The following is a 23,728-nucleotide window of genomic DNA, read 5'->3' as shown; positions in this document are numbered from 1 at the left end:
TCCCATGCCTTCAGTTAATGTCTAACGGATATAGTCAGCGGTTTCCCATACCTTTGAAACACACAAGCGGCTTTAGTCAATCCGCTGCACCAGAACGTTAGCCTGTTCAGTTGCAAGATGATTATATTTTTTGTGAAATTTTAATTTTTGCGTGCCCGTCGAATTATAGAAGCTTTAGCTTTACTAAAACTTATACGTCTAAAACCCCGAATCGTGGGGTAAAGCGGAATTTCATACACACCAATCTCCCTCTTAAGAGCAGTCTCCAATGCTGCAATTTTATCAATAAGAACTTCACTTTCCAAACTTCGCGAGCTATTGCAAGCATCTTTCAGTTTATTGCTATCCGAAGTTTCAAGTAATGCATACATATAACGTCTCAAATTATATGCTATTGCTATACTGGTAAATTACTCATTTCCTTCTATCCAAGGAGTATCTGACATATAAATTGCATTGTAGCTATCCCATTCTTCAATTTCTTCAAGATACTTAAGCAGCTTTCCTCTTAAGTCAGGTTCATTCAGATCAGCAAGTTTCTTGAATTCAATATCTTTGATGAATCTACTCAAAATTCTATAGAGTTCTTTATACGCATCGATACGCTTTTCAAAAAGTTTGATACTAAAACTTTGGGTTACTTGATTTCGGGTTTGATATGTTGTAATGAAGAACGATACAAGAGCTGCTATCAAACTTGGAATTAAAACACTAGAAATAGGATTCACGACGATCTCAGTTTAACGACTAGAATGATTAGCTTATTTAATGCTTTGGCATAGTATAAATTTCACTTCAAGTAGTTCAAGAGATGATTTATGGAATAATACAGCAGGCTAACTATGTATTAGACGGAATTTTTCTGTCTAATCTGACTATAGGGTATATAGGCTGAAAGTCAAGTTTCTACCCATATATCCTAGGGCAACCGCACACGTTTCTAAATAATTTACGAATAACTCGCAAACGATTGCTAGATAATGGTTTCAATCAAAATGAATACAAAATAGGAAGTTCTTTCAAAACCCGTCAATTGTGTATTTATTGTGAAACTTGTGATCGCAGAATTCTAGGATCAAGCAATCTCGTTCCTAAAAGTGAACTATACCAAAATATTCAGAAACGTGTGCGATTGCCCTGCTATGTACCCTAATACGGGATGATACATAGAAAAATTTTTCCTAAGATTCCATTTTGGGATGATTAGACGGAAAGTTTCTTCATAAGATCCCATTTTGGTTTGTTAGCCTGACAATGTCATGCATTATTTAGATACATAAACCTGAACCACTTAAATATAAATATACGCAAGTTGAGCCACAACCACACAAATTTTTAGATCTGATCCCAGACTTAGATAGTGAGATTGTTTTACTCTTTGGCTTTGTTTGCGATCGCCCCAACAATCTCTTTACTGCATGTAACCAAAATTTAATTTACCTAAAAGAAAAGGGGTAGTGCAAAGCACTACCCCTTTTCTTTTAGGTAAATCGTCAAACGCTCCCCCCACAAAATATAAGACCCGCATAGCGAGTCTTATAACCTTAATAGCGATTAACACGCCGAGAGTTATTTCTTACGGGTATAGGAATCAACTCAGGCTGGGGCTGATTTTGTCCCAAAAGGGCGTCAAGAACGCGATTTAGAATTTCGCCGATCTCTTTCAGTGCTTTCTTGATCGCTTTCACTATACTTGGCTCCCTATCATCGTCTAGGTTTATTTACTTAATCATAACAAATCTTTTCCTAAACAAATCTAAAGCTGACATTACAGTTGCCTTTCTGATCCAATTTCTACCTCTAGAGGGACTAAAACGCAACTCGATCGCCTCGACTTTGCCATCTGGATGCGCGATCCCCACATAAATCAATCCAACGGGTTTAGTCTCAGTGCCGCCATTTGGTCCCGCGATCCCCGTAATGCTGATGCCCCAATCAGATTTGAGTTTTGCTTTGATCCCGATCGCCATTTGTTCAGCAACGATCGCACTGACCGCCCCATACTGATCAAGAATTTGGCGATCGACATTGAGTAAATCAACTTTGACATCATTGCTATAACTGATCACTCCACCAAGAAAATAACTGGAACTACCAGACACCTCGGTTAAAATTTCACCTAACCACCCGCCCGTGCAGGATTCAGCAACTGCAAGAGTTTGCCCGCGCCCTTGCAAAAGGCTACCAGCAACACTCGCGAGGGTATCCTCATCAGTGCCATAGCAAAACTCGCCCGTGAGTTCGCGAATTTCGGCTTCGACGGGCGCGATTAAGGCGATCGCCTCTTCTTGAGTATTTGCCCTTGCGGTAATTCGTAGTCTTGCTTGTCCATAATTGGCATAGGGTGCAACAGTGGGATTCTTAAGATCAAATAAGTGATTGACTTCCGCCGCAAGGGCAGACTCAGCTATGCCCCAGTACAGCAAAACCTTAGAGTGAAATGTCCCTTGTCCATAGTTTCGGGATTGCAGCAATGGTGCAGCAGTCTGCTCCCACATGGGATGCATCTCGCTAGGCACACCAGGAAAAGTAAGGATCAATAAATTGGGCTGCGGTTCCCAGATCATGCCTGGGGCAGTCCCGACGGGATTATGTAATATTTCTGCACCCTTGGGCAGTAGCGCTTGTTTGCGATTGTTAGGCGTGAGAGTTCGCCCTGTTTGCGCCGCCATCTGCTGGATGCGCTCCCAAATTTCAGCACGTTCTTCGAGCGGTGTGTTGAAAAAATTGGCGATCGCCTCAGTTGTGAGATCGTCAGGTGTGGGGCCAAGTCCACCAGTGGTAATAATTAAATTTGAGCGGCTAGCCGCAATTTCTAAAGCTTGATGAATGCGATCGGGATTGTCACCAACAACGGTTTGATAAAAATGTGGCACTCCCAACAAGGCAAGTTGCTGCGCTAAATACTGGGCATTACTATTGAGGATTTCGCCTAGTAATAACTCTGTGCCAATGCAAAGGATTTCCGCGCCAACATTCATATACTTGATCTCACTGGTTGATAAAAATAAAAGGGGTGCGTTGCACCCCCATTTTAGTTATTGATTTTAGTTATTGATTTCCCGTCGCCTCGGTTTTTCGACATTGATCCGAGGACGCTCAACTTGTACTTGTTGTCGTTCGGGATCTGAATACTCTGCATTTCGGTCTTGATAATCTTCAGGATTTGAGTTGGGGGTTGGGTCAAAAACCTCAAATCTGGCGTTATGACCAGCTTCTTCGGCTGCGGTCATCACCACAGTCCGAACTGCTTGAATTGTCCGTCCCCCTTTACCAAAAATTCGCCCCCGATCTTCTGGATCGAAAGCAACTCTGATCCAGACGCGATCGCTTTTGCTATTTGACTCAAAATCAACCCGAAGCGCCTCTGGATGAGCTAATAATGGCTTCAGCAAAAAACTAATTAAGGCGTTATAGTCTGGCACAAGTTTAGATTTGCACGAATTTAGAATTAATTCAAGAATTAGGCGGTAACGAGATCGAATACCTTCGCTTTTTCGAGGATGCGACGTACTGTGTCAGTAGGTTGAGCGCCTTGCTTGATGCGAAGAACGATCGCAGGTACATCGAGTTGGGTTTCTTTGGTACGTGGGTTATAGAAACCGAGTTCAGCAAGAGGACGACCATCGCGACGGCTGGTGCTGTTTACGGCAACGATGCGATAGCTGGCTTCAAATTTTTTGCCAAATCGCTTTAATCTCAACTTCATCATGGGTTTATGGCTCTAGTTTCTGTGGTTGATCTAGTTCAATACTATTTGGATATTTTAGCAGGCTTATTAATATAGCATTATTTTATGGTTTAAATTGCAGCAATTCTGATTATGAACCCAATTCAGGGATTAGCAGCGCCGACGGCGCTGCTAATCCCTGAATTGGGTTTAACGAAAGTCCGCCCTTGAAGGACTTTCGTTAAACCCAATTTTTAAAATGAGAATTGCTGTTTAAATCGTAGATAATGAAACTGTCATATATGATTTAAAACCGTGCCATTTTTTCGTCAATACATTGCACCGTTCATCATCTTTGCAATCTTTTTGTTTACGTTAGTACTGGTTAGCTCACGCGCTTTCTTGCCAGACGACATGGTTGCCCCTGCCCCCATCGGCGTACTTTCGGGCATATCCCTTATCTCCTAGCTTTAAAGCATCATGACTGAACTTACTTGGCAGCGACGACATGTGATCTCGCTAGCCGATTTTACGACGAATGATTATGAAACAGTCTTACAAACTGCCGTTAGCTTCTTAGAAGTGTTATCACGCCGCAATAAAAAAGTGCCAACCTTGCAGAGCAAAGTTGTCGCCAATTTGTTTTTTGAATCTTCGACTCGTACTCGCAACAGTTTTGAGCTTGCCGCCAAGCGCCTCTCAGCCGACACCTTAAATTTTGCTCCAGGTACATCTGCACTCACCAAGGGCGAAACGATCCTCGATACGGCGCGGACTTTTCTTGCCATGGGGACGGACATTATGGTGATTCGCCATCAGTCAGCAGGTGTGCCTTTAGCGATCGCCCGCGATATGGATGCCCTCAGTGGCAAAGTGGCGATCCTCAATGCTGGTGATGGTAAGCATGAACATCCATCTCAAGCATTGCTCGATCTGTTAACTCTCTGCATGTATCTCAATCCCAAAGCTCCGACCGCTAAAGATCTAAAGGGCAAAAAAGTAGCGATCGTTGGCGATATTTTGCATTCACGGGTAGCGCGATCGAATCTCTGGAGCTTGCTTACCAATGGTGCAGATGTGCATCTAGCAGCACCGCCAACATTATTACCACCAGAATTTGCCGAATATGGCGCAAAAATTCATTATTCCCTTGAGCCTGCTCTTGAGGATGCTGATTTTGTGATGACTTTGCGCTTGCAAATGGAGAGGATGGGACAGTTCTTAATCCCCAGTTTGCGGGAATATCATGCGCGTTATGGCATTACTCGCGATCGCCTAGCCAAATGTGCACCGAATGTCCAAGTGTTGCACCCTGGTCCCGTTAATCGTGGGGTGGAGATTAGCTCTGACCTGATGGATGATCCCCGCTTGAGCTTGATCGATAAACAAGTAACTAATGGTGTCGCGATCAGGATGAGCTTGTTGTATTTACTTGGCACAGCAATCTAGTCATGAAAGCATCGCTTTGCGGAGCTTTCATGAGTTTGAGTAATGTAGAACTTGAGGCTATGTCAAATATCAGAATTGTGTTAGTCGAGACGGCGGGAGCGCGGAACCTTGGCTCAGTGGCAAGGGTGATGAAAAACTTTGGACTTACGGATCTGTGGTTAGTAAATCCGCAATGCGATCGCTTTAGTGATGAAGCACAACACATGGCAGTCCATGCCCCAGAAATTTTAGAAAATGTAAGGATTGTTGATAGTTTGCCATCTGCATTAGTTGGTTGTCATCGGGCGATCGCCACCGCAGGTCGCATTGACGAGGGCGAAATGAAAGTGACTGATCCCAAGCAAGGTTTGGGTTGGTTAATGCAAGCTAAAGTCAGTGCGATCGTCTTTGGTGCAGAGGATCGTGGTTTGAGCAATGCCGAAATCCAGCATTGCCAGCAAGTGATGCGAATCCCCGTCAATCCCGAATATCCTTCGCTGAATTTGGCGCAGGCAGTTGGTATTTGTTGCTACCAACTACAACTGATCAAAGAAAGTATCAAGGAACATTCCCCATGTCATGAAAATTTGACTAGCCAAATCGCGCAAGATTTGATAGAGTCAGCACCCATAGACCTTGCTACACGCGCAGACCTAGAAGCTTGCTATCAGCAACTTGAAGCAGTATTACTGAAGATCGGCTATGTTTATCCACATACCGCCGTTCATCGATTGCGAAAGTTTCGGCATATCTTTGATCGGGCAAATCTTAGTCCATCGGAAGTAGCCATGCTGCGAGGAATTTTGCGCCAAGTTAATTGGGCTACGGCTCATCTGGATTAACTAGTCTGTAGCGAAAAAAAGTTAATCGGTTAGTAGAGACATTTTTGTATCGGAGTTATAAATAGCAGTGGAACCAAGAAACTTTTCATCGCCTGACGCTACCGAAAAAAGTCGAGAAGCGCGTTTAAATAAGTTGCGTGAGCGTCGCGCCAAGGCTGTGACAAGCAATAGTGACTCTGTTCTTCGCCCAATTAATTCTGAATCCAAAAGTCGTCTTGGGCGATCGCCTGAACCAACGAGATCGCCTGAACCAATCATAGACAATCGATTAAACAATCGCTCAGATCGTCACTACGAAGGGCGGATACCTGAGAATAAGGTCAAGCCATTGCCAAGCCGCCAAGGATTCGTCGAGGCTCGCACAGAGCTACGTCTCGATCATCGCCCTGACAATAGAACTGAGCTAAGAACACGCAAGAAATCTAATGGGAGCAATAATCGGACGATCCCGATTAAGTCACCTATCAAGTCTTTTGGGTGGCAAGTCTTACGTCTCGCGATCGCTGGAATTGGACTGAGCGTGATCGCAGGGACAGCCATCTCTTTCTGGCAAAATCAGCAATCTATTGCCGCAAAGACTAATCCGACAGAATTGTTAGCCAAAGATGATCCAAATAAATCTCAAGATCTTGTTCCCCTTGACCTCAAAACTGAGGCAACGCCATTGCTGAGTAAAATCAAGGACTTAGCAGCTAAAGAAAAAGATCTTTCCATGCAAATGATGGTGGTCGATCTCGACTCTGGAGCATATGTACAAGTTGGGGCTAATCAGTCGATCGCGTCGGCTAGTACCATCAAAACCCCAATTTTAGTTGCTTTTTTCCAAGATGTTGATGCGGGGAAAATTAAGCTAGATGAGCAGCTAGAGATCACTGCCGATGTCAAGGTGGGGGAAGCGGGTGATTTTCAACTTTTACCAACAGGCACAAAAATCTCGGCTTTAGAGACAGCGACACAAATGATCGTGATCAGTGACAATACTGCGACCAACATGATCATCAAACGATTAGGTGGGTTTGCAGCTCTTAATCAGCGCTTCAAATCTTGGGGGCTAAATAACTTAGTGGTGAATAACCAACTGCCAGATCTAGAAGGGACGAATTCAATTAGTACCCAAGATATGGTGTCGTTATTAGCGATGCTGGATAAAGGTAAATTGATCGAGCCACGCAGTCGCGATCGCTTCATGGATATCATGCGTCGGCCTGTTACTAACACTCTCTTGCCTAAGGGTATTGGCGCAGAGGCAAGAATCATCCATAAAACAGGGGATATTGGCTCAGCCGTTGGAGACGCGGGCATTGTTGATATGCCTAATGGTAAGCGCTATGCGATCGCGGTGATGGTCAAGCGTCCAGACAACGATCAACGAGCTAATGAGTTGATTCGTCAAGTTTCTCGCGCAACCTATGACTATTTCCTTGGTGGTGGCAAGTTACCCGCAAACAATAGTAATTCTGCTCCTAGTAATTCACCCGCGAATTCTACAGAGTCGGCTAGTCCTAGCAACAATGGTAATAGCGTTATTGAAAATATTACTATTCCTCTACCAAATGCCGCTCCTAATTCCTCTCCAACAAATACCCCAAGGACATCACCCAGTTTGAACAACCCATCCGAATTAACTCGCCAAAACCCATAATTTATAAAAAGAAGGCAAAAAGCGCCTTCTTTTTATAAATTCAAACGAATAGCGGCGCTTCGCGCCGCTATTCGTTTATTGGGCATAAAAAAGAAGACACGCTTTGCATGTCTTCTTTTTTATGCATGGTCTCGTGGTTGAGAAATATCTGCGGCTTTAGGTTCAGAGACGGGCGAAGTGCGATCGCTACTAATACTATTGTGAGGCAAAGGCTGTTTGGCGATCGCCGCTTCGATATTCTCCGCCATAATTGCGCGAGGAACTGCGCCCGTAGTATCACCGATCGCTTGATTGGCACGATCTAAAAAAATAAATCTGGGAATCCCATCAACGCGATATTTGGTGACCTCTGGCAACCATTTCGTGTTGTCCACATTTAACATCACAAAATTCATGCGATCGCGATATTCCTTTTCCAGAGACAAATTATCTGCCGCCATTGACTGACAACTGGAACACCAATCCGCATAAAACTCGATTGTGGTGGGCTTGTCATTTGCCAAAGCTTCATCAATGGGAAGCGCCGCTGCCGCCACTGCATCCAATGATGTACTACTATGCTGGGCTTGAAACCCAAAAAATAGGGCTGTGGTCAGCAGGATAGCGGCGATCGCTACTAATAAATTTCGCAATTGATTAGAACTAGCAGGCGTTGAACTACTTGGATTTTCTGGATTCATAACAATAACTTACGAAAATTACTATTCCCATTATGCCGAGCAAGGTTTGAACCCTGCGATTAATAAGGAACCAGTTTTTGTGGCGCGGTTTCGCCGCGCCACAAAAACTGGTTCCTTATTTTACTGCTAGTCCCTTTGCTCTATGCTATAGCAATTCTAAATGAGTTATGAGAGGCTCACCCACAGGGTGAGCCTCTCATAATTTAAACTTGAAATTAAGCAATCAAACATGAGTAATTCTGAGAATTCTTTTGATTCATCGCAATATGACCTCACGCAAGCCAAACTAACTTTTAGTGAAAAGCTCGCCTATGGTGCGGGAGATCTCGGTACTTCGATCACCACCAATCTGCTCTCATTCTTTTTATTATTCTTTTTTACCAACGTTGCAGGACTCGATCCCGCCCTCGCAGGATTGGTGTTATTAATCGGCAAAATTTTTGATGCGATTAACGATCCGATTATCGGTGTACTTAGCGATCGCACCAAATCAAAAATGGGAAGGCGATTGCCTTGGATGATCTACGCAGCGATTCCTTTTGGCTTGTCATTTTTGGCGCAGTGGCTAGTGCCTAGCACCGACAAAATGGTTCTTTTTTGGTACTACGTAGTCGTAGGTATCGTGTTTAACACCTTCTTCACGGCTGTTAACCTTCCCTATACCGCCCTCACGCCCGAAATCACCCAAGATTACAATGAACGGACTAGTCTGAATACCTTTCGGTTTACCTTCTCGATTGGCGGCAGTATTGTTTCTCTTTTTATTGCCCAATTGATCTTTGCATTCTTTAAAGATCCAGCCCGTCAAGCTGGCAGTTGTAATGCGGGTGGGATGCAATATATTGTGCTGGGTGCAGTCTGTGCGGTTATTTCCAGCGTCTCGATTTATTGGTGTGTTTGGGGAATTAAAAGAAGAGCGATCGCTAGCGATCGGCATCGACTCCATAATGAATCTCTTGATGCAGATACCGAAGAACTGAGCTTCTTTGAGCAATTAAAAATAGTCTTCAACAATCGTCCATTTTTATTCGTGATTGGAATTTACTTTTGCTCATGGCTATCGTTACAGATCACGGCTTCGATCATTCCCTATTTCGTCGTGAATTGGATGAAGATGCAAGAGAGTGATTTTATTCTCGTAACGATCGCAGTTCAAGGTACAGCGCTGTTAATGTTGCCAGTATGGAGCGGAATCAGCAAAAGATTTGGCAAAAAAGCTGCCTATTTCATGGGTTCAGGAATCTGGATTATTGCGCAAGCAGGACTATTTTTCTTGCAAGAAGGGCAAGTTGTGCTGCTATATATCCTAGCGGTTATGGCGGGCTGTGGCGTTTCCACCGCCTATCTCATTCCTTGGTCGATGATTCCCGATGTCACGGATCTTGATGAACTAGAAACAGGTCAGCGCCGCGAGGGGATTTTCTACGCCTTCATGGTACTGTTGCAAAAGTTTGGACTAGCAGGTGGTTTATTTCTACTAGGGCTTGGTTTGTCATGGGCAAAATTTCAAGAGAGTGTGCCTTGTCAGCCTTTGCCAACTCAGCCAGATTCAGCTCTATTTGCGATCAGAATTGCGATCGGACCCTTGCCAACAATCGCCTTGGTAATTGGCTTAGGCTTGGCATATTTCTATCCGATTACTCATGAAGTGCATACAGAGATATTGATGCGTCTTGCGGAAAGGAGAAGACAGCAATCCGAACAACAATAAATTTTTAAAGGTGTTGCAGAGCAACACCTTTAAAAATTTATTGTTGTTCGGGTTTGAGCGCAAAGCGATTTTTAAGTTGCATACTCAGATTCAAGGCGATCGCTATCTCGCTCCATTTCCATTTCTAAAACTGAGGTGGATTGCTGCGCCTCTAGAAAATAAATAATGTCTTTACGAGGATCAACTTCACCAGTTTTGATCCGCAGATTATCTCCAACTTGAATCTGGCGAGTAATTCGCATCGGTAACTTCAAACCTAAGTCTTCGATTAAGACAAGAGCCAACTTCTCATTTTCGCGCAACCAGTCCAGCATCAAGGCTTCCCATACTACATCCTTGTTACGGCGCAAATACTCTAAGCTCCAATAACGCACCGACTGCTTCTCAACCTGATTTGCATCCCAAATTGCAGGTTCGATCGCCTGCAAAATTGCCGTGAGCATTTCCGCCGTAAAGGGCAAAGGCTCTTCGAGTAAGAAAGCTTTGATTTGCCAATGGGCGAGTAAATCGCTGTAACGACGGATCGGGGAAGTTACTTGTGCATAGGCATCAAGTCCCAAACCTGAATGGCGCGAGGCATATAGTCCTAGGGAACCTTTAGTCATACAGCGACAAATCGCAAATTCACGCACGGGGCCTGAAGGTAATTGCATCAATGTATCGAGGGGTGGCAATTCTGGCTGCTCTTGGTAGCGATAGGGGATCGGAATATTATTAGTTTGCGCGAATTTGGCGGCAACCTCACCTGCAAGGATCATCATCTCAGCAACCAGTTGACGCGAGAAGGTATCCTCCATCAGTTCCAAGGTCAGGCGATCGCCGTCTTTAGAATCAACCTTAACGCTGGTATCGGGCAAATGAATCTCGATCGCACCCTGCTCAACTCGCCATTTTTTACGAAGACGGGCAAAATCAGCAAGGCGTTCAAGATCGTCTTCCACTCCCAGTTGCAGCATTTCTTCGACATCTTCATAGGTGAGCCGATAGTTCGGCTTCACCAAACTCGCTACAATCTCGTAATTTGCGATCGCGCCCACTGCATCAAGATCAACGGCGAAGGAGATCGCATGACACACTTTACTCTCGATTAAGCTCATTGGTCCCGTGGCTAATTCCATCGGAAACATCGGGATCACACCCGTTGGCAAATAAACACTTGTACCGCGCTTACGAGCATCTTTGTCCAAAGCACTTTCAGGATCAAGCCATCTCGTCGGATCGGCAATATGAACCCAGATACGTTTACTACCATCTGCTAGCGTCTCAATGCTCAGTCCATCATCAATTTCCGTGGTGCTGATATCGTCAATCGTATAAACATGCAGATGTGTGAGATCTCGCCGCAAATGCTGCATGTTATCGGGAATTGGATCGGTGAAGCATTCTTGGGCGGCAACAATTAATTCATTTGCAAACCGAATCGGAATTTGGCTACGCAGTAGATTTAGATTTTCATGTTCGCTCCAAATGCCGAGATCGACGAGCATTTGAAATGCAGACTGTTCATTCTTAGAGCGCTTAGCAAAGCTCAGTAGTTCTTGGGCAGCAGCTTTGTCTGAGGCTTCATCACCATGAAGAGCGTAACGCTCTAAACAATCTAACCGACTGCGATCGCTAGTTGTCCATGTCACGTCAGCACCTGAAAGTTTATCAGCGATCTTTTGCTGAAACTCTTCAATCAACTTAGCGCGTTGGGCAGCAGCTTCCGCTTGATGTTTTAGCTCTGAAACTTGAGAAAGCGATCTCGGTTCAAAGAGATCGCCTTTTTGCTTAAAATAAATTTTGTCATTACTAAGTAAGCAATAGGAAGCGTAAGAAGTAACAGGCGATAATTCTGAGAACAGAAGATTAGCAAGATCGCTGGGGCTAGTCGCTTGGTTATCTTCAATCAAAATCTCCCATGCGACTTCGAGGCTAGAAGGATCGAGAAATTTTTCGATTTTTTGCAAAAATGAGGGGATTTGCAGATGGGTGAAACTTTTGCTTTCACCGTTAGCTTTAATTGTGTAATTAATTTCGCGGGGATGGATGGTGTGGGTATTGCCATTTTCATCGATCGCTTGAAAATGTTTTTTACCTTCTGGGCGATCAATTACGACAAGGCGGCGATCGCCATGCAATTTCACTTCGACTAGCGTACCTTTTTCCAAAATTGCCCCTTGTCCACCAAAGCCAAAAATTTTCTTTAATATTCTACCGTTTTATATAGCTGCCGCTATACAAAACCTAAAAACTAGAGGTGGCGCGACGCGCCACCTCTAGTTTTTTATCAAGTAAATGCGGCGTGAAGTACTGCCTTTACTTGATTGAGTTAGACAATTTCATATTGCATAGTGTCGGCAATCGCACCAACAGCCGAAGCGGCGATCGCGGGTTGATAAACACTAAATGCTTCTAATGTTGATTTTACTGGTTGTTTTGGAGCTGCAAGCATAGCAGTACCCAAAACCAGCAAGGCAATGCTAGATTTAAGGCTAAAAATGCTACTCATCTTCATATTCCTCCAACAATCTTGTCCCAACGAACGCAATGACTTAAATTTGAGTCTTTTTGTTTCCTTTTCCTTAGCTGAGCTGCATCTATAAACTTGTTTCACACCGACTAATTGCAAAGTTAATCGCAAAGTTAATCGCAAAAAATCACTTTGCTTACATTCATGATAGTCGCTAAAACTAAATGAGAGTGTAATTTTGATATCAAGTTTGTGGTGATCATCGTCACATATGGCGATCTCGCTATAAGTTAAGCCATAAAGCCCATAAAGTAGTGCAAAACAGCTCTTTTTACTTTATGGGCTTTATCAAAAAGTGCAAAGCTCTAGATGGGTGATTTAGTTTTGTGGATAAAGTCTTTTGATGAAGCGATTAATTTGAGCTTGAGCATGTGCCTTCGCCTGTGCAGAATTAGCAGTTGCAATTGTTGAAATATCAGTTCCTGTATGATTTATGGCTGAATTAAGTTGATCATTATCAGCAACCTCAGCATCTTCTAATGACTGCTCAGCGATCTCGTCAGTAGGAATTTCCACCTGAGTTTCTGTAACTGTACGCTCAACAGAATTGGCGATGACACTCTCAGAAGTTGCTGTGACACTTGTATGCACATAGGTCTCTGTGGTCGATCGCTCAACAATATTGTCAGAAATACCATTTGAAGCATTTACATTTGCTTGACTAAAGCCGATCGCCTGTCCGAGATTGTTGACTAAAGGCTGCGCCGATGAATAGGTATGTGTAAACGCATGATTTGTCGGTGAATGATTTGTTGGTGAAGTGTAGTTATTGTTAATCTCTAATTCTTGAGCGATCGCAGGACTTGCCTCTTTCTCGATCGCACTTTCCTCCAACCCACTGATCAAAGAACAAGGCGGCACGATCGCCCCTTTCGCAATTACGGCTCGTACAATCGAACTCGAAGCGCCAATACAAGCACCTTCCCCAATTTTGCTAGTACCATAAACCAAAACCCCAGCCCCCAAATTTGCTCCAGCCCCAATTTCTAATAGCCCACCTTGGGCATGAAGTACGGCTCCCATCCCAATACAAACACCCGATGCGATCGTAATCCTTCCACCCTGATCCGCTTGAATTAATACGCCCGATGCGATCGCGGCTGTCTGATCGATTACTACATCTCCACAAACATAGGAGCGAAAATCTCCGATCGGTTCTAAAGGTGGTAAGTAGTTCGATTGCATGATCTTTTATTCTCTAATTCATAAAACAGAGAACCTCGCAAAGCGAGGTTCTCTAAACACGCTATTTCGCAGGGCGGTGAATAATGCCTTCAAATACGCGACGCTTTGCCTTGGTGTCAATGCCAAGCAAACGTACATATTCATCACCATGCTCAGCCAAGCAAGCCTCCAAAGCCCGAATTACTTCAGACTCATTCGATGCTGCGATCGGTGAGCAGCTAAACCAAGAGCTAGTGCGGAAATGACGCTCATCGGCATGTTCAGTACCAATACGATAGCCCTGAGACAAAAGTTGACGAATACGCGACATCATGTCAGCGCTAATCTTTCCGGCACTGCCACCACCATAAGAACTATTGCTAGAGTTGCTAACTTTAACCGCCGTGCGAGTTGCGGTAATCGATTGACCGCCTGGGCGATGTACTAACAATTCAACAACGCGGCGTTTTGCTTTAACATCAACACCAACTAGACGGACATATTCATCACTATATTCAGCAATGTAATTTTCTAAAGCAGCGATCGCTGCTGGTGCATGTTTAGCTGTAATGGCAGGCAGAGTCTGCCAAGAAGTTGTACGAAAATGACGCTCATCAGCATGTTCAACACTAATGCGATGACCTTGAGCCAAAAGCTGACTCACTGTTGTTGATAAGTCATTAGCAACACCCTTACCATTGGTGGCACGAGGAGCACTATAACTCGCTGTGCCATTTCCATTAGATTGAATACTCACAGCTTGGCTATCAGCACGTTGAATGATGACTTCAAGAACGCGGCGCTTTGCCTTAGGATCGACACCAACCAAGCGGACATATTCTCCTTCATGCTCAGCAAGAATAGTATTTAATGCAGCAATCACTGTAGATTCGTTGGATGCATCGATCGCCGGGCCAGTCATCCATGCTGCGGAACGGAAACGACGTGCATCAGCATACTCAGTACTGATGCGATAGCCTTGAGCAAGCAATTGTCTCACTTGACCTGAAATATCAGCACTGGCAGCACCATTCGAGGTTGCTTTGGATGCGCTATAGCCATTGCTAGATCCATTACTGGATGTTGCATTACTGATTACCGCAGGCTTATCACTGGGGCGCTGAATAATAGTTTCTGAAACACGTCGCTTTGCTTTGGGATCAACCGCAACTAAGCGGACATATTCGCCTTCATTTTCAACTAAAGCAGCTTGTACAGCGGTAATTACTGTTGTAGCTTCAGATGTATGTGGAATAGCATGAGATTGCCAAGATCCACTGCGGAAGCGACGTACATCTGCGTACTCAACTGCTACATGGTAGCCCTGACCTAAAAGTTGTCGTATTTGCTGCGCTAAATCCCCATTCATAGGTTCGTTCCTCTGTGCGTTTGTATTTGTGCTTGTAAAATTTATCTTGGTCTGATTTGTCTGGTTAAAATCTTGCGTATTAATTTGTGTACTAACGCTAGCGCTTGGTTGTGGCGAGTTCTGTTGTTTTTGGCGAATCGGTGTAATGCAGGCAATATCAGCAGCACAGCGATAACCCTGCCTCAAGGACTCGTTGATACCGACAACATGACTCGCAAATTTTTGGTCTGACTCCCGCACATTTGGTAGCAGATCTGCTTGTTGCTGCGTTGTAATCACTGCACCAGAAGGAACATATTTACCCGCAGGAATTTCTACATCTTGGACTAGAGCATGTAAGGAAATAATGCAGCCGTCTCCGACTCGCGCATTAAATACCGTCGAGCGGAACCCGATAAAGCAATTATTGCCAACAAAAGCTGGCCCATGGATTAGAGCCATGTGCGTGATTGAGGTGCTATCACCAATCCAGACGGAATATTCTTTGCCGTCGTCGCCAGCCACACGACCTTTTTCTAAGCCATGAATAACTACTCCATCTTGGACGTTCGTACTATTGCCAATATGAAAAGGATTACCCTCATCGGCACGAATCGATGTACCAGGGGAAATCAAAACATTAGCGCCGATGTAAACGTCGCCAATCAGATTGGAAAAAGAATGAACGTAGGCGGATGGATCGATTTGGGGTTCTGCCAAATTCCTAGACCAAGGTGTAGGGGGGGCAGCAAAGATACGAACTACCATAGTGAAACTGCACTTTTAAGATTTACCTATATCTTGATTGTCAAAAATCGAGAGTATAAGAACTTAAAAGCGCTCCTCCAAATAACAACTTAAGCTACAACGTCGGAGAACTATTGTTTACTAGCGCTGATTGCCAAGTACTTAGAGATAAATATCAGCGACAAATAATTATTAACAAATAATTAATAAATGTCGCTATTGCATTCTCTCGCTGTATTTTTTGCTGTAGAGAGTGCGATCGCTCAGGCTAACTGTGTCGATAATGGCGATTACTGCCGCATCAATCGGACGGTTTTCACTGTCTCGCACCTGTCTTGCGCCACTACCACGGGTAAATAGCACCCACTCATCTACGCCAGCACCAACTGTATCAGTGGCAACTTCATAATCTGGGAGTAGCTGCCCTTGCAGATCAACAAGTTGCAAAAGCAGAAACTTAGTCCCAGACAAATTTGACTCTTTGTAGGTACTGACGACCGTACCGTAAACCTTAGCGATTTGCATATTGTTATAAGTACGTGGACAGATGCGAAAGCAAACAAGTGGATCGCTAAACTAAATCGGCACACTAAACCAAAAGTGAAAGGCAAAGCGAAAGGCGATCGCGCTAGTTAAGTCCTAACTATGGACGGTTCATAGGACGGATGGAGTTGACATTGTCACGGAACTGCTCAACTTCTTCGGTGTAGCGAATAGGTAGAACATACTCAAGGTTTTCGTGAGGACGCGCAATGATATGTGTGGAAAGTACTTGTCCGCCGTTTACACGTTTGACGGATTCAGTACCTGCGGCTACTGAAGCTTGTACTTCGGATACATCGCCCCGAACGATCACGGTGACGCGACCACTACCGATCTTTTCGTATCCAACTAAGGTTACGCGAGCTGCCTTGACCATGGCATCTGCTGCTTCTACAACGGCAGGGAAACCAAGGGTTTCAATCATTCCAACTGCGATCGCCATAATTCATGTTCTCCTAGAAAAATAAATAATGAAATTAATGAAAATTTAGTCTTTCGATACTTTTTTTTGAAAGTCTTTTTGAGACAATCAGTAAAAGCAATCAAATAAAACAAGTCTAAAAAGCAAATTGTTCTACTTCTCGCGTATAGCGAATAGGTAGTACATATTCTAGGTTTTCGTGTGGTCGAGCAATGGTGTGAGTCGAAACAACTTCGCCCCCATTAACCCGATTTGCACCTTCAACACCAGCAGCAATGGATGCTTTCACCTCAGAGATATCACCTCTGATGATGACAGTTACTCGTCCACTACCAATTTTCTCGTAACCCACAAGGGTGACACGAGCAGCTTTGACCATGGCATCAGCCGCTTCTACAATTGCGGGGAAGCCTCTAGTCTCGATCATTCCAATAGCGATCGGCATAATTTAAGCCAGTATCCTTACGACTCTCTAAAAAACTGAAGTTCTCGCGGTTGTATCTATCAAAAGATGTAGATGCACGAGCGCAACTATTGATCTTAGCTACGATCGGTTCGCTTGAAACATCAAATTTCAAATTTTTAATACAAAATAAAAATGAGATGACGATTGGCGCACTTTTGAAGCTACTTTTTTGGAGGTAGCTATTCGCAGCTAATTTACAGATATTTTTTGACTTGTTGTTGTAATTTATTACTTAAATAGTTATTAAAAAAATAATATATAAGTATTTATTACTACAGACATAGCCTCTCTAAATCTGAATAATCAGAGAAACTGAATAATATTAATATATTCAACTCTATCTTTATATCTACGATAACGAGTGGCGGTACATTTGACAATATAAGCCGTCATGATAAATCTAAATAGTGGATATAATCTGGGCTTATTCCCTTGACAAGGGAGTAGTTCAGGCTGCAACTTCACTTGCTGTAATATTTTGCAATCAAGCATTAAGCACTAAAACAAATAGCAATAAATCAATAATTTATTTTTGTCAGCGGTTAGCGATCGCCGATCGAAATAGTTTCTCCTTCGGCAATCTCTAGATTAGGTAATTGTACTAATTCTCTTTCTTGTTCCTGTAAAGCAATCATCGGAATATTTACAGGTATTGGTGATTCGATCCAATATTCTGAAGTCGGCAAGGTTTCTTCGAGATCGTCAAGAGGACGAGGAATAATCATCAATGTATGAAACTCGCCAATGCGCTCGGCTTCATACATTCCAGCCTCAATCGCGATCGCTACATCAGCGACGTTACCGCGAATAATTGCTGTACATAGTCCTGCGCCGATCGTTTCATAGCCTGCTAGATGCACATCTGCTGACTTCAACATCATGTCGGCAGCTCCCACCATCGCTGGGAATCCGCGTGTTTCTAGCAACCCGATCGCCTGATTGCTCAGACGGCTATAGCGCCCATCGGTTAACTGACTAAGGCGGGTGCTAATTGGCAAAATCGCCTCTAAATTGGGATAGGGCCGGGCAATCACAATCGTGGAGACTAATTGTCCAAATTCTCTCGCAGTTTCTGCACCAGCCTCAACTGCCATGCGGACATCAGTAATCTGACCGCGCACGATCGCCGTACAAAAGCCATTACCAACTTTTTCATATCCGACCAGTCTCACAGTTGCCGATTTGAGCATCATGTCAGCAGTTCCCACGATCGCAGGGAAACTAATAGTTGAAACCATTCCCAAAGCACTTCCTGAGAGATCGATTCTTTGAGATTCACTACTAGACATTAGCTAACACAATGATTAAAAAAATTTATGATGAAGCCTAAAGCAATCAACACTACTCTGTATCTTAACTGATATGGCAATTGCTAGAAACCCAAAGATGAAAGGCGGCGCGGAGCGCCGCCTTTCATCTTTGGGTTTAACGTGGCGATACCTATAAAATCAAAGACCAGCCCAATCCATATTGAAACCGATTTTTACAATGAGAATTGCCATTACAGTTATGCTTAGATAAGCAGTGCAGTAAGCAATGTTTCGGATATCTTTGAGATATGGAGTGATTAGGCTCTGAAAACCCATACTATAGAGCAATAAATTTTAATACTTGAGTTCACAACGGTCTGAAGATAGGAAAATGCAACTGCCTGAAGCCTCACCTAAAAAAGAGTACGTCCTAGTTATAGATGATACGCAGCCTAACTTACATTTACTAATAACTATGTTGACACGTAGGGGTTATGAAGTAATTGGTATAAGTGATAGCTTAAAGGCAGTTTCAGCCGCACAGACTGAAATGCCTGACTTGGTAGTTTTAGATATTAATATGCCCAATATGAATGGGTTTCAGGTCTGTGAACAATTAAAATCTAGTGATCGCACCCGTGATATTCCCGTAATTTTTATTAGTGCACGGGACGAAGTTTTAGACAAAGTACAAGCATTTGCAGTGGGCGGCGTTGACTATATTACTAAGCCATTTCAAATTGCGGAAGTACTTGCCCGAGTCGAGAATCAGCTTACATTGCGAAGATTACAAAGACAGCTACAAGAACAAAATGAACGACTCAAGCAAGAAATTAATAGTCGGATTATTGCAGAAACCTTACTGCAAGAGGCTAATGAAAAATTAGGGCGATTGGTTAATTTAGATGGTTTAACTCAGCTTGCTAATCGCCGCTGCTTTGATGAGTATTTAGAGCAAGAGTGGCAGAGACTAGCAAGAGAGCGTTTGCCGTTATCTTTGATCATGTGTGACATTGATTTTTTTAAAAACTATAACGACACTTATGGGCATGTGGCTGGGGATGATTGTCTACGCAAAGTTTCACTTTTGATCAAGCAATCTGTAAATCGTCCTGCGGATTTGGTAGCGCGTTATGGCGGCGAGGAATTTGTGCTGGTGTTGCCGAATACTGACATAGAAGGCTCTATCGCAATTGCTGAGGTTATTCGGCAGGGCTTACAAGAGTTAGCGATTCCCCACGAAGATTCAGCTGTTAGTCAGCTTGTGACCCTAAGTATGGGAGTAACTTCTTTGGTTCCTGTGACCGATTCCCACCCTTCAGTGTTACTTACGGCTGCCGACTATGCGCTATATCGAGCGAAAGAGCTAGGCAGAAATCAAACTTATCAAATTGGCTAAACAAAAAAAGTGGCGCTTCGCGCCCTTTTCTTAGAATTCATCGCTTTGCGACGCACTAGAATCGCGCCTCAACAAATTATCAATATCCTGCCAATTAACAAGACTAGCGATCGCATCTTGGACTAGCTGACCTTTGTGTAAACAAATTAGGCGATCGCACCATGTTTGAACTAAATCAAGCTGATGATTGATCATCACCACCGTTACAGGTTGCGGTAATTGGGTTAACTCAGTTAAAACATCTAGTAATAAATGCGATAAGCCGCGATCTAAAGCTGATGTAGGCTCATCTAGTAATAGTATTTCTGGCTCCATGACTAAGGCTCTGGCGATCGCTACCCATTGCCTTTGCCCAAGCGATAACTCTAGCTCTGTGCGATTTAGTAATTTGGGATCAAGCTGCAATTTGTCTAGCCATTTTTGCGATCGCGCGTCAATTTCAGTCTGAGTGAAATTTTGCAGCTTTAAAGGATAGGCGATCGCTTCGGTAACCGTCATTCCTAATAAACTCGGCTCCTGTGGAACCAGCAACACTCGCCTCCGCAAAGTTTGAATTGGCATGTCTTGAATATTTTTGCCATTCAAGAAAATCGTCCCCACCGATGGATCGGTTAAACGATTGAGCAGACGCAAAAATGTCGTTTTCCCCGATCCCGTTGCGCCAATTAACGCAGTTTTGCTTCCTTTGGCGATCTCGACAGAAATATCCATCAAAAGTGTGCGAAATTTAGTTTGATAGCTCACTTGATTTGTAGCGATCGCCACAGTTTCAGGAAGTATCTGAGACGGCAATGAAACCTTTTGCATAATGTAACTGTCTTTTCGATTAGCGATCGGGAAATTGGGACGCAGCCTTGAATTTATTAAACCCTTTCTCATGCTCAATTAGGGAGAACAATCACATATGTATTTATGGAACCTTTTCAAGAAATTGTCACAAAAGCTTGTTAGACAGCATCGCCAAAAGCAACTTGCTTTTTTCTTTGTAGGGGTATGTATTTTCGCCTTAGCTGCCCCACAACTGGCTCCTGCTTCTGCTCAATCAACTCAAGCAACCGTTCAGGAGATACTTGATGGCAATCAAGTGTTTATTCAAAATAAGAAAGCATCTCTCAATGATGTAGCAAAACAGCAACAGCAAGTTCGCACGGGCAACTCTAGAACAGCACTTTTGTTTAATACTGGTGCTGTAGCTCGGCTATCAGCTAATTCAGTGCTAAGTATTGGCCAATGTGCTCGACTCAAGCGAGGCACAATTTTAATCAATGGCGCTGTTAATGCTTGCTCCTCTTCGATTACGACAGGTGTACGTGGCACAACTTATTTACTAGAAGTGGATGAGTCAGGCAATCAACAGGTCAAAGTGTTAGAGGGCGAAGTTGTGGTCAAGCGCAACGCAACTCCAATAATTGATGAAGATGATCAACCCACGCCAGAAACTAAACCCACTGATAAGCCGACAACTAAACCCACCGATCCCAATCCAACAATTCCTCCAACTCAAAAACCTAACGTCACTTCTCCAACTACCGCTCCAAAGTTTAAACAATTTTCTGTTCCATCTCCAACGGCAAAACCTCCTATAAACCCTCCAAACAAACCTCAGAACGGAAAACCTGTTGAGCCATTAACTGGTCAACCAGCTAATGACAAACCTATACTTCAAATGGAGAAGCCGATATCGCCTGCGAAGCAACCAGATGAAGTTGTTTTAAAGGCTGGTGAAAAGCTTGAAGTAGATCTTGGCGGAGCTTTAGGGATCATCCAAAAACTTAGTGAAAATGAATTTTCGGGATTGCTTAAAGGCAACTTATTTGAGGGCTTTACTAGTCAAATACCTGGGATAGACAAAGTTCGAGCTTCATTTGAAGGTCTTTTCCCAGGCGTAAACTTCCCAATTTCAATTCCTGGTATTCCAACTCCAAGTATTCCTGGGTTTAGATTACCATTCTAAGTACTTCGGCATAATTAACAAACCGAGAGGGTATAGGGCGATTAGAGAGCACCTTATACTTAAAATAAAAAGCACCGACAAGGTGCTTTTTATTTAGCTGTTCAGGATGTTATTCAGGATTTTGAGATGCGCCGAACTTGTTTGCTTTATCAAAGCGATCGCCCGATTCCATACCTCAGTGCATGGCAGTGGCAAAAGCAATTGGTTGAGGAGCGCAAACAAGCTAGACGTGAGGGAATTGATTTACCTGATGTGTTATTACTAATCGAACATCCCGCCGTTTATACGCTGGGTCAAGGTTCTAGTTTAGAGTTCTTAAAGTTTAACCTTGAAGACCATAATATCGAATGTCATCGCATTGAGCGTGGTGGCGAAGTTACCCATCATGCGATCGGGCAATTGGTAGCTTATCCAATTTTAAATCTTGACTATCATCAACATGATTTGCATTGGTACTTGCGCCAACTTGAAGAAGTAATCATTCAAGTATTAGCTAAATTCGGGTTATCTTCGCAGCGCATTCAAGGGTTAACAGGCGTTTGGATAAATAAATCTGGACAAAATCAAAAAATTGCTCAAGTTGGAATTAAAGTCAGCCAATGGATTACGATGCATGGCTTTGCGCTGAACGTAAATATGGACTTATCAGGTTTCGATCGCATTGTGCCCTGCGGAATTACCGACTGCCAAGTTTGTAACCTTAATCAGTTTGTTCCTGATGTGAGGGTTGAACAGGTAAAAATTGCGATCGCGCAAACCTTTGCCCAAATATTTAACTTAGAAATGCAGTTGCCTTTGAGTACTTCTCTTTAATCCAGAATTATTTGCCAGTCAGTAAAAATGACGGATACACAAAAAGCTATCTAGTGACTAATTTATTTTGAGATCGTGCTTCGCCTAAGACTGTTGAGTTAGCTGTAAACACTTGAATATTAGGGACTGTCACATAATCACTATCATCTGTAATCACCTTAGTAATGCCTTCGTTTTCCATAATTTCAAGGATAAAGAGATCATAGCCATCTACCATCTGGCTGGCAAAGCGATTGATTGCACGATCGGCGATTGCTTCATAAAGTGATAGTGCTAGAGGCTGAGCATCTCCTTTGATCTGCTCCCATACAACTTTTACTTCATTTGCAATATTGATGCGGATTCTTGGATGTAACCGACGAAAATCTTTTCCTTTTAGCTTAGGTGTACGACCAACGTTGAAAATGTTTCGTTCGGTAGTTTCAATGATATGTGCTAATTCAGGAAGCAATAATTCTGAGTAGCATAATGTTGCAGCATTCGTTAAAGCACCAGAAATGTAGTCTGGATAGTCATTGAGTTGATATGGCTGTGCTGTGTGACTTGCATTTGAGTAGGCTAGCCAATACCAAATATTGGTATCAACAAAAAAGATGTCCTCTTTTTGAGGAACATCTAATGTGATATCTATAACATCGGCTTGAATTCGATACGACCCACTAGGCATAGGAGAATTGCTCTGACATCACACTATCTACTGCTTTGCGGTAGTTTTCATCGGCATAATAAAGCTTGGCACTTTCTATGACTTGGGCATTCACACGTTGACCAAGCTCGTCTAAGTTCGTGAACTTTAAAGATCTCGCGATCGCCTCAGCAGGAATGTCACGGAATAACTGCCCGATCGCGATGTTAAAGAAGATGCTCAAAAATCGATATGTGCCAGCAAAGTCTAGCTCAACTTCTTTGCCTGACTTGAGTATGGGGTAGATTTGTTCATATAGCTGTGTAGCGTGTTTAGCTGCAATGCAGTTTGCGCCACACAGATCGTAAACTTTGATATAAGTAGCCATTGCGATCGCTCATCTCAATATATGAATCTATGTATGATATTAGCTTTATAGAATGATCATTGCAAAATATTAGCGGATAACATTTTTTGTTTATTTCAGTATGATCGTGTCTAAAATATCAACAA

Annotated in this window: 24 protein-coding genes; 7 read left to right on the top strand and 17 right to left on the bottom strand. The window is 43.3% G+C overall.

The window, feature by feature from the left end; translation table 11 throughout:
* Positions 1–410 precede the first annotated feature (410 nt).
* The 5 genes from APA_RS07565 to APA_RS25455 form a co-directional block, all read right to left on the bottom strand.
* A complete protein-coding gene (locus APA_RS07565; protein WP_201321678.1) occupies positions 411–728 on the bottom strand; it encodes a hypothetical protein in 318 nt (105 codons plus the stop codon).
* A 993-nt stretch (positions 729–1,721) separates the two neighbouring features.
* Positions 1,722–2,981, bottom strand: a complete 1,260-nt coding sequence (locus APA_RS07560; RefSeq protein ID WP_201321677.1) for a competence/damage-inducible protein A — start codon at positions 2,979–2,981, stop codon at positions 1,722–1,724.
* Positions 2,982–3,047: 66 nt separating this feature from the next.
* A complete protein-coding gene (locus APA_RS07555; RefSeq protein ID WP_201321676.1) occupies positions 3,048–3,425 on the bottom strand; it encodes a KH domain-containing protein in 378 nt (125 codons plus the stop codon).
* 38 nt (positions 3,426–3,463) lie between these two features.
* Positions 3,464–3,712, bottom strand: a complete 249-nt coding sequence (gene rpsP, locus APA_RS07550; RefSeq protein ID WP_094532087.1) for a 30S ribosomal protein S16 — start codon at positions 3,710–3,712, stop codon at positions 3,464–3,466.
* Positions 3,713–3,999: 287 nt separating this feature from the next.
* Positions 4,000–4,122, bottom strand: a complete 123-nt coding sequence (locus APA_RS25455; RefSeq protein ID WP_268961899.1) for a hypothetical protein — start codon at positions 4,120–4,122, stop codon at positions 4,000–4,002.
* 28 nt (positions 4,123–4,150) lie between these two features.
* On the opposite strand from APA_RS25455, the gene APA_RS07545 reads away from it, so the two are divergent.
* The 3 genes from APA_RS07545 to APA_RS07535 all read left to right on the top strand — a co-directional run bounded on the left by APA_RS07545 (position 4,151) and on the right by APA_RS07535 (position 7,582).
* Positions 4,151–5,119, top strand: a complete 969-nt coding sequence (locus APA_RS07545) for an aspartate carbamoyltransferase catalytic subunit (RefSeq protein ID WP_201321675.1) — start codon at positions 4,151–4,153, stop codon at positions 5,117–5,119.
* 29 nt (positions 5,120–5,148) lie between these two features.
* Positions 5,149–5,940, top strand: coding sequence for an RNA methyltransferase (locus APA_RS07540; RefSeq protein ID WP_236579446.1), 792 nt, complete (start codon positions 5,149–5,151; stop codon positions 5,938–5,940).
* Positions 5,941–6,007: 67 nt separating this feature from the next.
* Positions 6,008–7,582, top strand: coding sequence for a serine hydrolase (locus APA_RS07535; protein WP_201321674.1), 1,575 nt, complete (start codon positions 6,008–6,010; stop codon positions 7,580–7,582).
* A gap of 119 nt (positions 7,583–7,701) precedes the next feature.
* Here APA_RS07535 and APA_RS07530 read toward each other — a convergent pair whose 3' ends face one another.
* Complete coding sequence (locus APA_RS07530) at positions 7,702–8,262, bottom strand: thioredoxin domain-containing protein (RefSeq protein ID WP_201321673.1); 561 nt, start codon at positions 8,260–8,262, stop codon at positions 7,702–7,704.
* A gap of 229 nt (positions 8,263–8,491) precedes the next feature.
* Between APA_RS07530 and APA_RS07525 the strand changes: the two genes are divergently transcribed.
* Positions 8,492–9,973 (top strand): MFS transporter, encoded by a 1,482-nt coding sequence (locus tag APA_RS07525; protein ID WP_201321672.1) that lies wholly within the window; start codon positions 8,492–8,494, stop codon positions 9,971–9,973.
* Positions 9,974–10,044: 71 nt separating this feature from the next.
* On the opposite strand, the gene APA_RS07520 is transcribed toward APA_RS07525, so the two are convergent.
* The 8 genes from APA_RS07520 to APA_RS07485 all read right to left on the bottom strand — a co-directional run bounded on the left by APA_RS07520 (position 10,045) and on the right by APA_RS07485 (position 18,463).
* Positions 10,045–12,123 carry a ribonuclease catalytic domain-containing protein gene (locus tag APA_RS07520; protein ID WP_201321671.1) on the bottom strand — a complete coding sequence of 693 codons (2,079 nt, stop codon included), beginning with the start codon at positions 12,121–12,123 and terminating at the stop codon, positions 10,045–10,047.
* A 161-nt stretch (positions 12,124–12,284) separates the two neighbouring features.
* Positions 12,285–12,464 (bottom strand): hypothetical protein, encoded by a 180-nt coding sequence (locus APA_RS07515; protein WP_201321670.1) that lies wholly within the window; start codon positions 12,462–12,464, stop codon positions 12,285–12,287.
* 339 nt (positions 12,465–12,803) lie between these two features.
* Positions 12,804–13,670, bottom strand: a complete 867-nt coding sequence (locus APA_RS07510; RefSeq protein WP_201321669.1) for a hypothetical protein — start codon at positions 13,668–13,670, stop codon at positions 12,804–12,806.
* 61 nt (positions 13,671–13,731) lie between these two features.
* Complete coding sequence (locus APA_RS07505; RefSeq protein WP_201321668.1) at positions 13,732–15,765, bottom strand: ribulose bisphosphate carboxylase small subunit; 2,034 nt, start codon at positions 15,763–15,765, stop codon at positions 13,732–13,734.
* Positions 15,766–15,960: 195 nt separating this feature from the next.
* Positions 15,961–16,269: a EutN/CcmL family microcompartment protein gene (locus APA_RS07500; protein WP_103669540.1), complete on the bottom strand. Its 309-nt coding sequence runs from the start codon at positions 16,267–16,269 to the stop codon at positions 15,961–15,963.
* A 118-nt stretch (positions 16,270–16,387) separates the two neighbouring features.
* Positions 16,388–16,729: a carbon dioxide-concentrating mechanism protein CcmK gene (locus APA_RS07495; RefSeq protein WP_009625736.1), complete on the bottom strand. Its 342-nt coding sequence runs from the start codon at positions 16,727–16,729 to the stop codon at positions 16,388–16,390.
* Positions 16,730–16,844: 115 nt separating this feature from the next.
* Positions 16,845–17,153: a carbon dioxide-concentrating mechanism protein CcmK gene (locus APA_RS07490; RefSeq protein WP_009625737.1), complete on the bottom strand. Its 309-nt coding sequence runs from the start codon at positions 17,151–17,153 to the stop codon at positions 16,845–16,847.
* 563 nt (positions 17,154–17,716) lie between these two features.
* Positions 17,717–18,463: a carbon dioxide-concentrating mechanism protein gene (locus APA_RS07485; protein ID WP_236579445.1), complete on the bottom strand. Its 747-nt coding sequence runs from the start codon at positions 18,461–18,463 to the stop codon at positions 17,717–17,719.
* Positions 18,464–18,815: 352 nt separating this feature from the next.
* Here APA_RS07485 and APA_RS07480 point away from each other — a divergent pair, with 352 nt between their 5' ends.
* Positions 18,816–19,823 (top strand): PleD family two-component system response regulator, encoded by a 1,008-nt coding sequence (locus tag APA_RS07480; protein ID WP_201321667.1) that lies wholly within the window; start codon positions 18,816–18,818, stop codon positions 19,821–19,823.
* A 30-nt stretch (positions 19,824–19,853) separates the two neighbouring features.
* Here APA_RS07480 and APA_RS07475 read toward each other — a convergent pair whose 3' ends face one another.
* Entirely contained in the window at positions 19,854–20,630 is a 777-nt protein-coding gene (locus APA_RS07475) for an ATP-binding cassette domain-containing protein (protein WP_236579444.1), read from the bottom strand.
* 97 nt (positions 20,631–20,727) lie between these two features.
* On the opposite strand from APA_RS07475, the gene APA_RS07470 reads away from it, so the two are divergent.
* On the top strand, positions 20,728–21,777 hold the full coding sequence (locus tag APA_RS07470; RefSeq protein ID WP_201321666.1) for a FecR domain-containing protein: 1,050 nt from the start codon (positions 20,728–20,730) through the stop codon (positions 21,775–21,777).
* A 126-nt stretch (positions 21,778–21,903) separates the two neighbouring features.
* The gene (lipB, locus tag APA_RS07465) at positions 21,904–22,590 is read left to right on the top strand and encodes a lipoyl(octanoyl) transferase LipB (protein WP_201321665.1); all 687 of its coding nucleotides are present in this window, start codon (positions 21,904–21,906) and stop codon (positions 22,588–22,590) included.
* Positions 22,591–22,636: 46 nt separating this feature from the next.
* Here the strand turns inward: lipB and APA_RS07460 are convergent, their stop codons facing one another.
* Positions 22,637–23,257 carry a PIN domain-containing protein gene (locus tag APA_RS07460; RefSeq protein WP_201321664.1) on the bottom strand — a complete coding sequence of 207 codons (621 nt, stop codon included), beginning with the start codon at positions 23,255–23,257 and terminating at the stop codon, positions 22,637–22,639.
* Entirely contained in the window at positions 23,250–23,603 is a 354-nt protein-coding gene (locus tag APA_RS07455; protein ID WP_201321663.1) for an STAS-like domain-containing protein, read from the bottom strand. Before APA_RS07455 ends, APA_RS07460 begins: the two co-directional genes overlap by 8 nt.
* Positions 23,604–23,728 lie beyond the last annotated feature (125 nt).

This window comes from Pseudanabaena sp. lw0831, from assembly GCF_016584665.1.
Taxonomy (GTDB): Bacteria; Cyanobacteriota; Cyanobacteriia; order Pseudanabaenales; family Pseudanabaenaceae; genus Pseudanabaena.
The sequence above is the reverse complement of the archived record's forward strand: the minus strand, read 5'-3'. Positions and strand labels throughout refer to the sequence as shown.

Coding starts and splice junctions, on each gene's coding strand:
- APA_RS07560 (WP_201321677.1), bottom strand. CDS start 2,981: ATGAATGTTGGCGCGGAAATCCTTTGCATTGGCACAGAGTTATTACTA.
- rpsP (WP_094532087.1), bottom strand. CDS start 3,712: ATGATGAAGTTGAGATTAAAGCGATTTGGCAAAAAATTTGAAGCCAGC.
- APA_RS25455 (WP_268961899.1), bottom strand. CDS start 4,122: ATGCCCGAAAGTACGCCGATGGGGGCAGGGGCAACCATGTCGTCTGGC.
- APA_RS07545 (WP_201321675.1), top strand. CDS start 4,151: ATGACTGAACTTACTTGGCAGCGACGACATGTGATCTCGCTAGCCGAT.
- APA_RS07540 (WP_236579446.1), top strand. CDS start 5,149: ATGAGTTTGAGTAATGTAGAACTTGAGGCTATGTCAAATATCAGAATT.
- APA_RS07530 (WP_201321673.1), bottom strand. CDS start 8,262: ATGAATCCAGAAAATCCAAGTAGTTCAACGCCTGCTAGTTCTAATCAA.
- APA_RS07525 (WP_201321672.1), top strand. CDS start 8,492: ATGAGTAATTCTGAGAATTCTTTTGATTCATCGCAATATGACCTCACG.
- APA_RS07515 (WP_201321670.1), bottom strand. CDS start 12,464: ATGAGTAGCATTTTTAGCCTTAAATCTAGCATTGCCTTGCTGGTTTTG.
- APA_RS07510 (WP_201321669.1), bottom strand. CDS start 13,670: ATGCAATCGAACTACTTACCACCTTTAGAACCGATCGGAGATTTTCGC.
- APA_RS07505 (WP_201321668.1), bottom strand. CDS start 15,765: ATGGTAGTTCGTATCTTTGCTGCCCCCCCTACACCTTGGTCTAGGAAT.
- APA_RS07500 (WP_103669540.1), bottom strand. CDS start 16,269: ATGCAAATCGCTAAGGTTTACGGTACGGTCGTCAGTACCTACAAAGAG.
- APA_RS07495 (WP_009625736.1), bottom strand. CDS start 16,729: ATGGCGATCGCAGTTGGAATGATTGAAACCCTTGGTTTCCCTGCCGTT.
- APA_RS07490 (WP_009625737.1), bottom strand. CDS start 17,153: ATGCCGATCGCTATTGGAATGATCGAGACTAGAGGCTTCCCCGCAATT.
- APA_RS07485 (WP_236579445.1), bottom strand. CDS start 18,463: ATGTCTAGTAGTGAATCTCAAAGAATCGATCTCTCAGGAAGTGCTTTG.
- APA_RS07480 (WP_201321667.1), top strand. CDS start 18,816: ATGCAACTGCCTGAAGCCTCACCTAAAAAAGAGTACGTCCTAGTTATA.
- APA_RS07475 (WP_236579444.1), bottom strand. CDS start 20,630: ATGCAAAAGGTTTCATTGCCGTCTCAGATACTTCCTGAAACTGTGGCG.
- APA_RS07470 (WP_201321666.1), top strand. CDS start 20,728: ATGTATTTATGGAACCTTTTCAAGAAATTGTCACAAAAGCTTGTTAGA.
- lipB (WP_201321665.1), top strand. CDS start 21,904: ATGCGCCGAACTTGTTTGCTTTATCAAAGCGATCGCCCGATTCCATAC.
- APA_RS07460 (WP_201321664.1), bottom strand. CDS start 23,257: ATGCCTAGTGGGTCGTATCGAATTCAAGCCGATGTTATAGATATCACA.
- APA_RS07455 (WP_201321663.1), bottom strand. CDS start 23,603: ATGGCTACTTATATCAAAGTTTACGATCTGTGTGGCGCAAACTGCATT.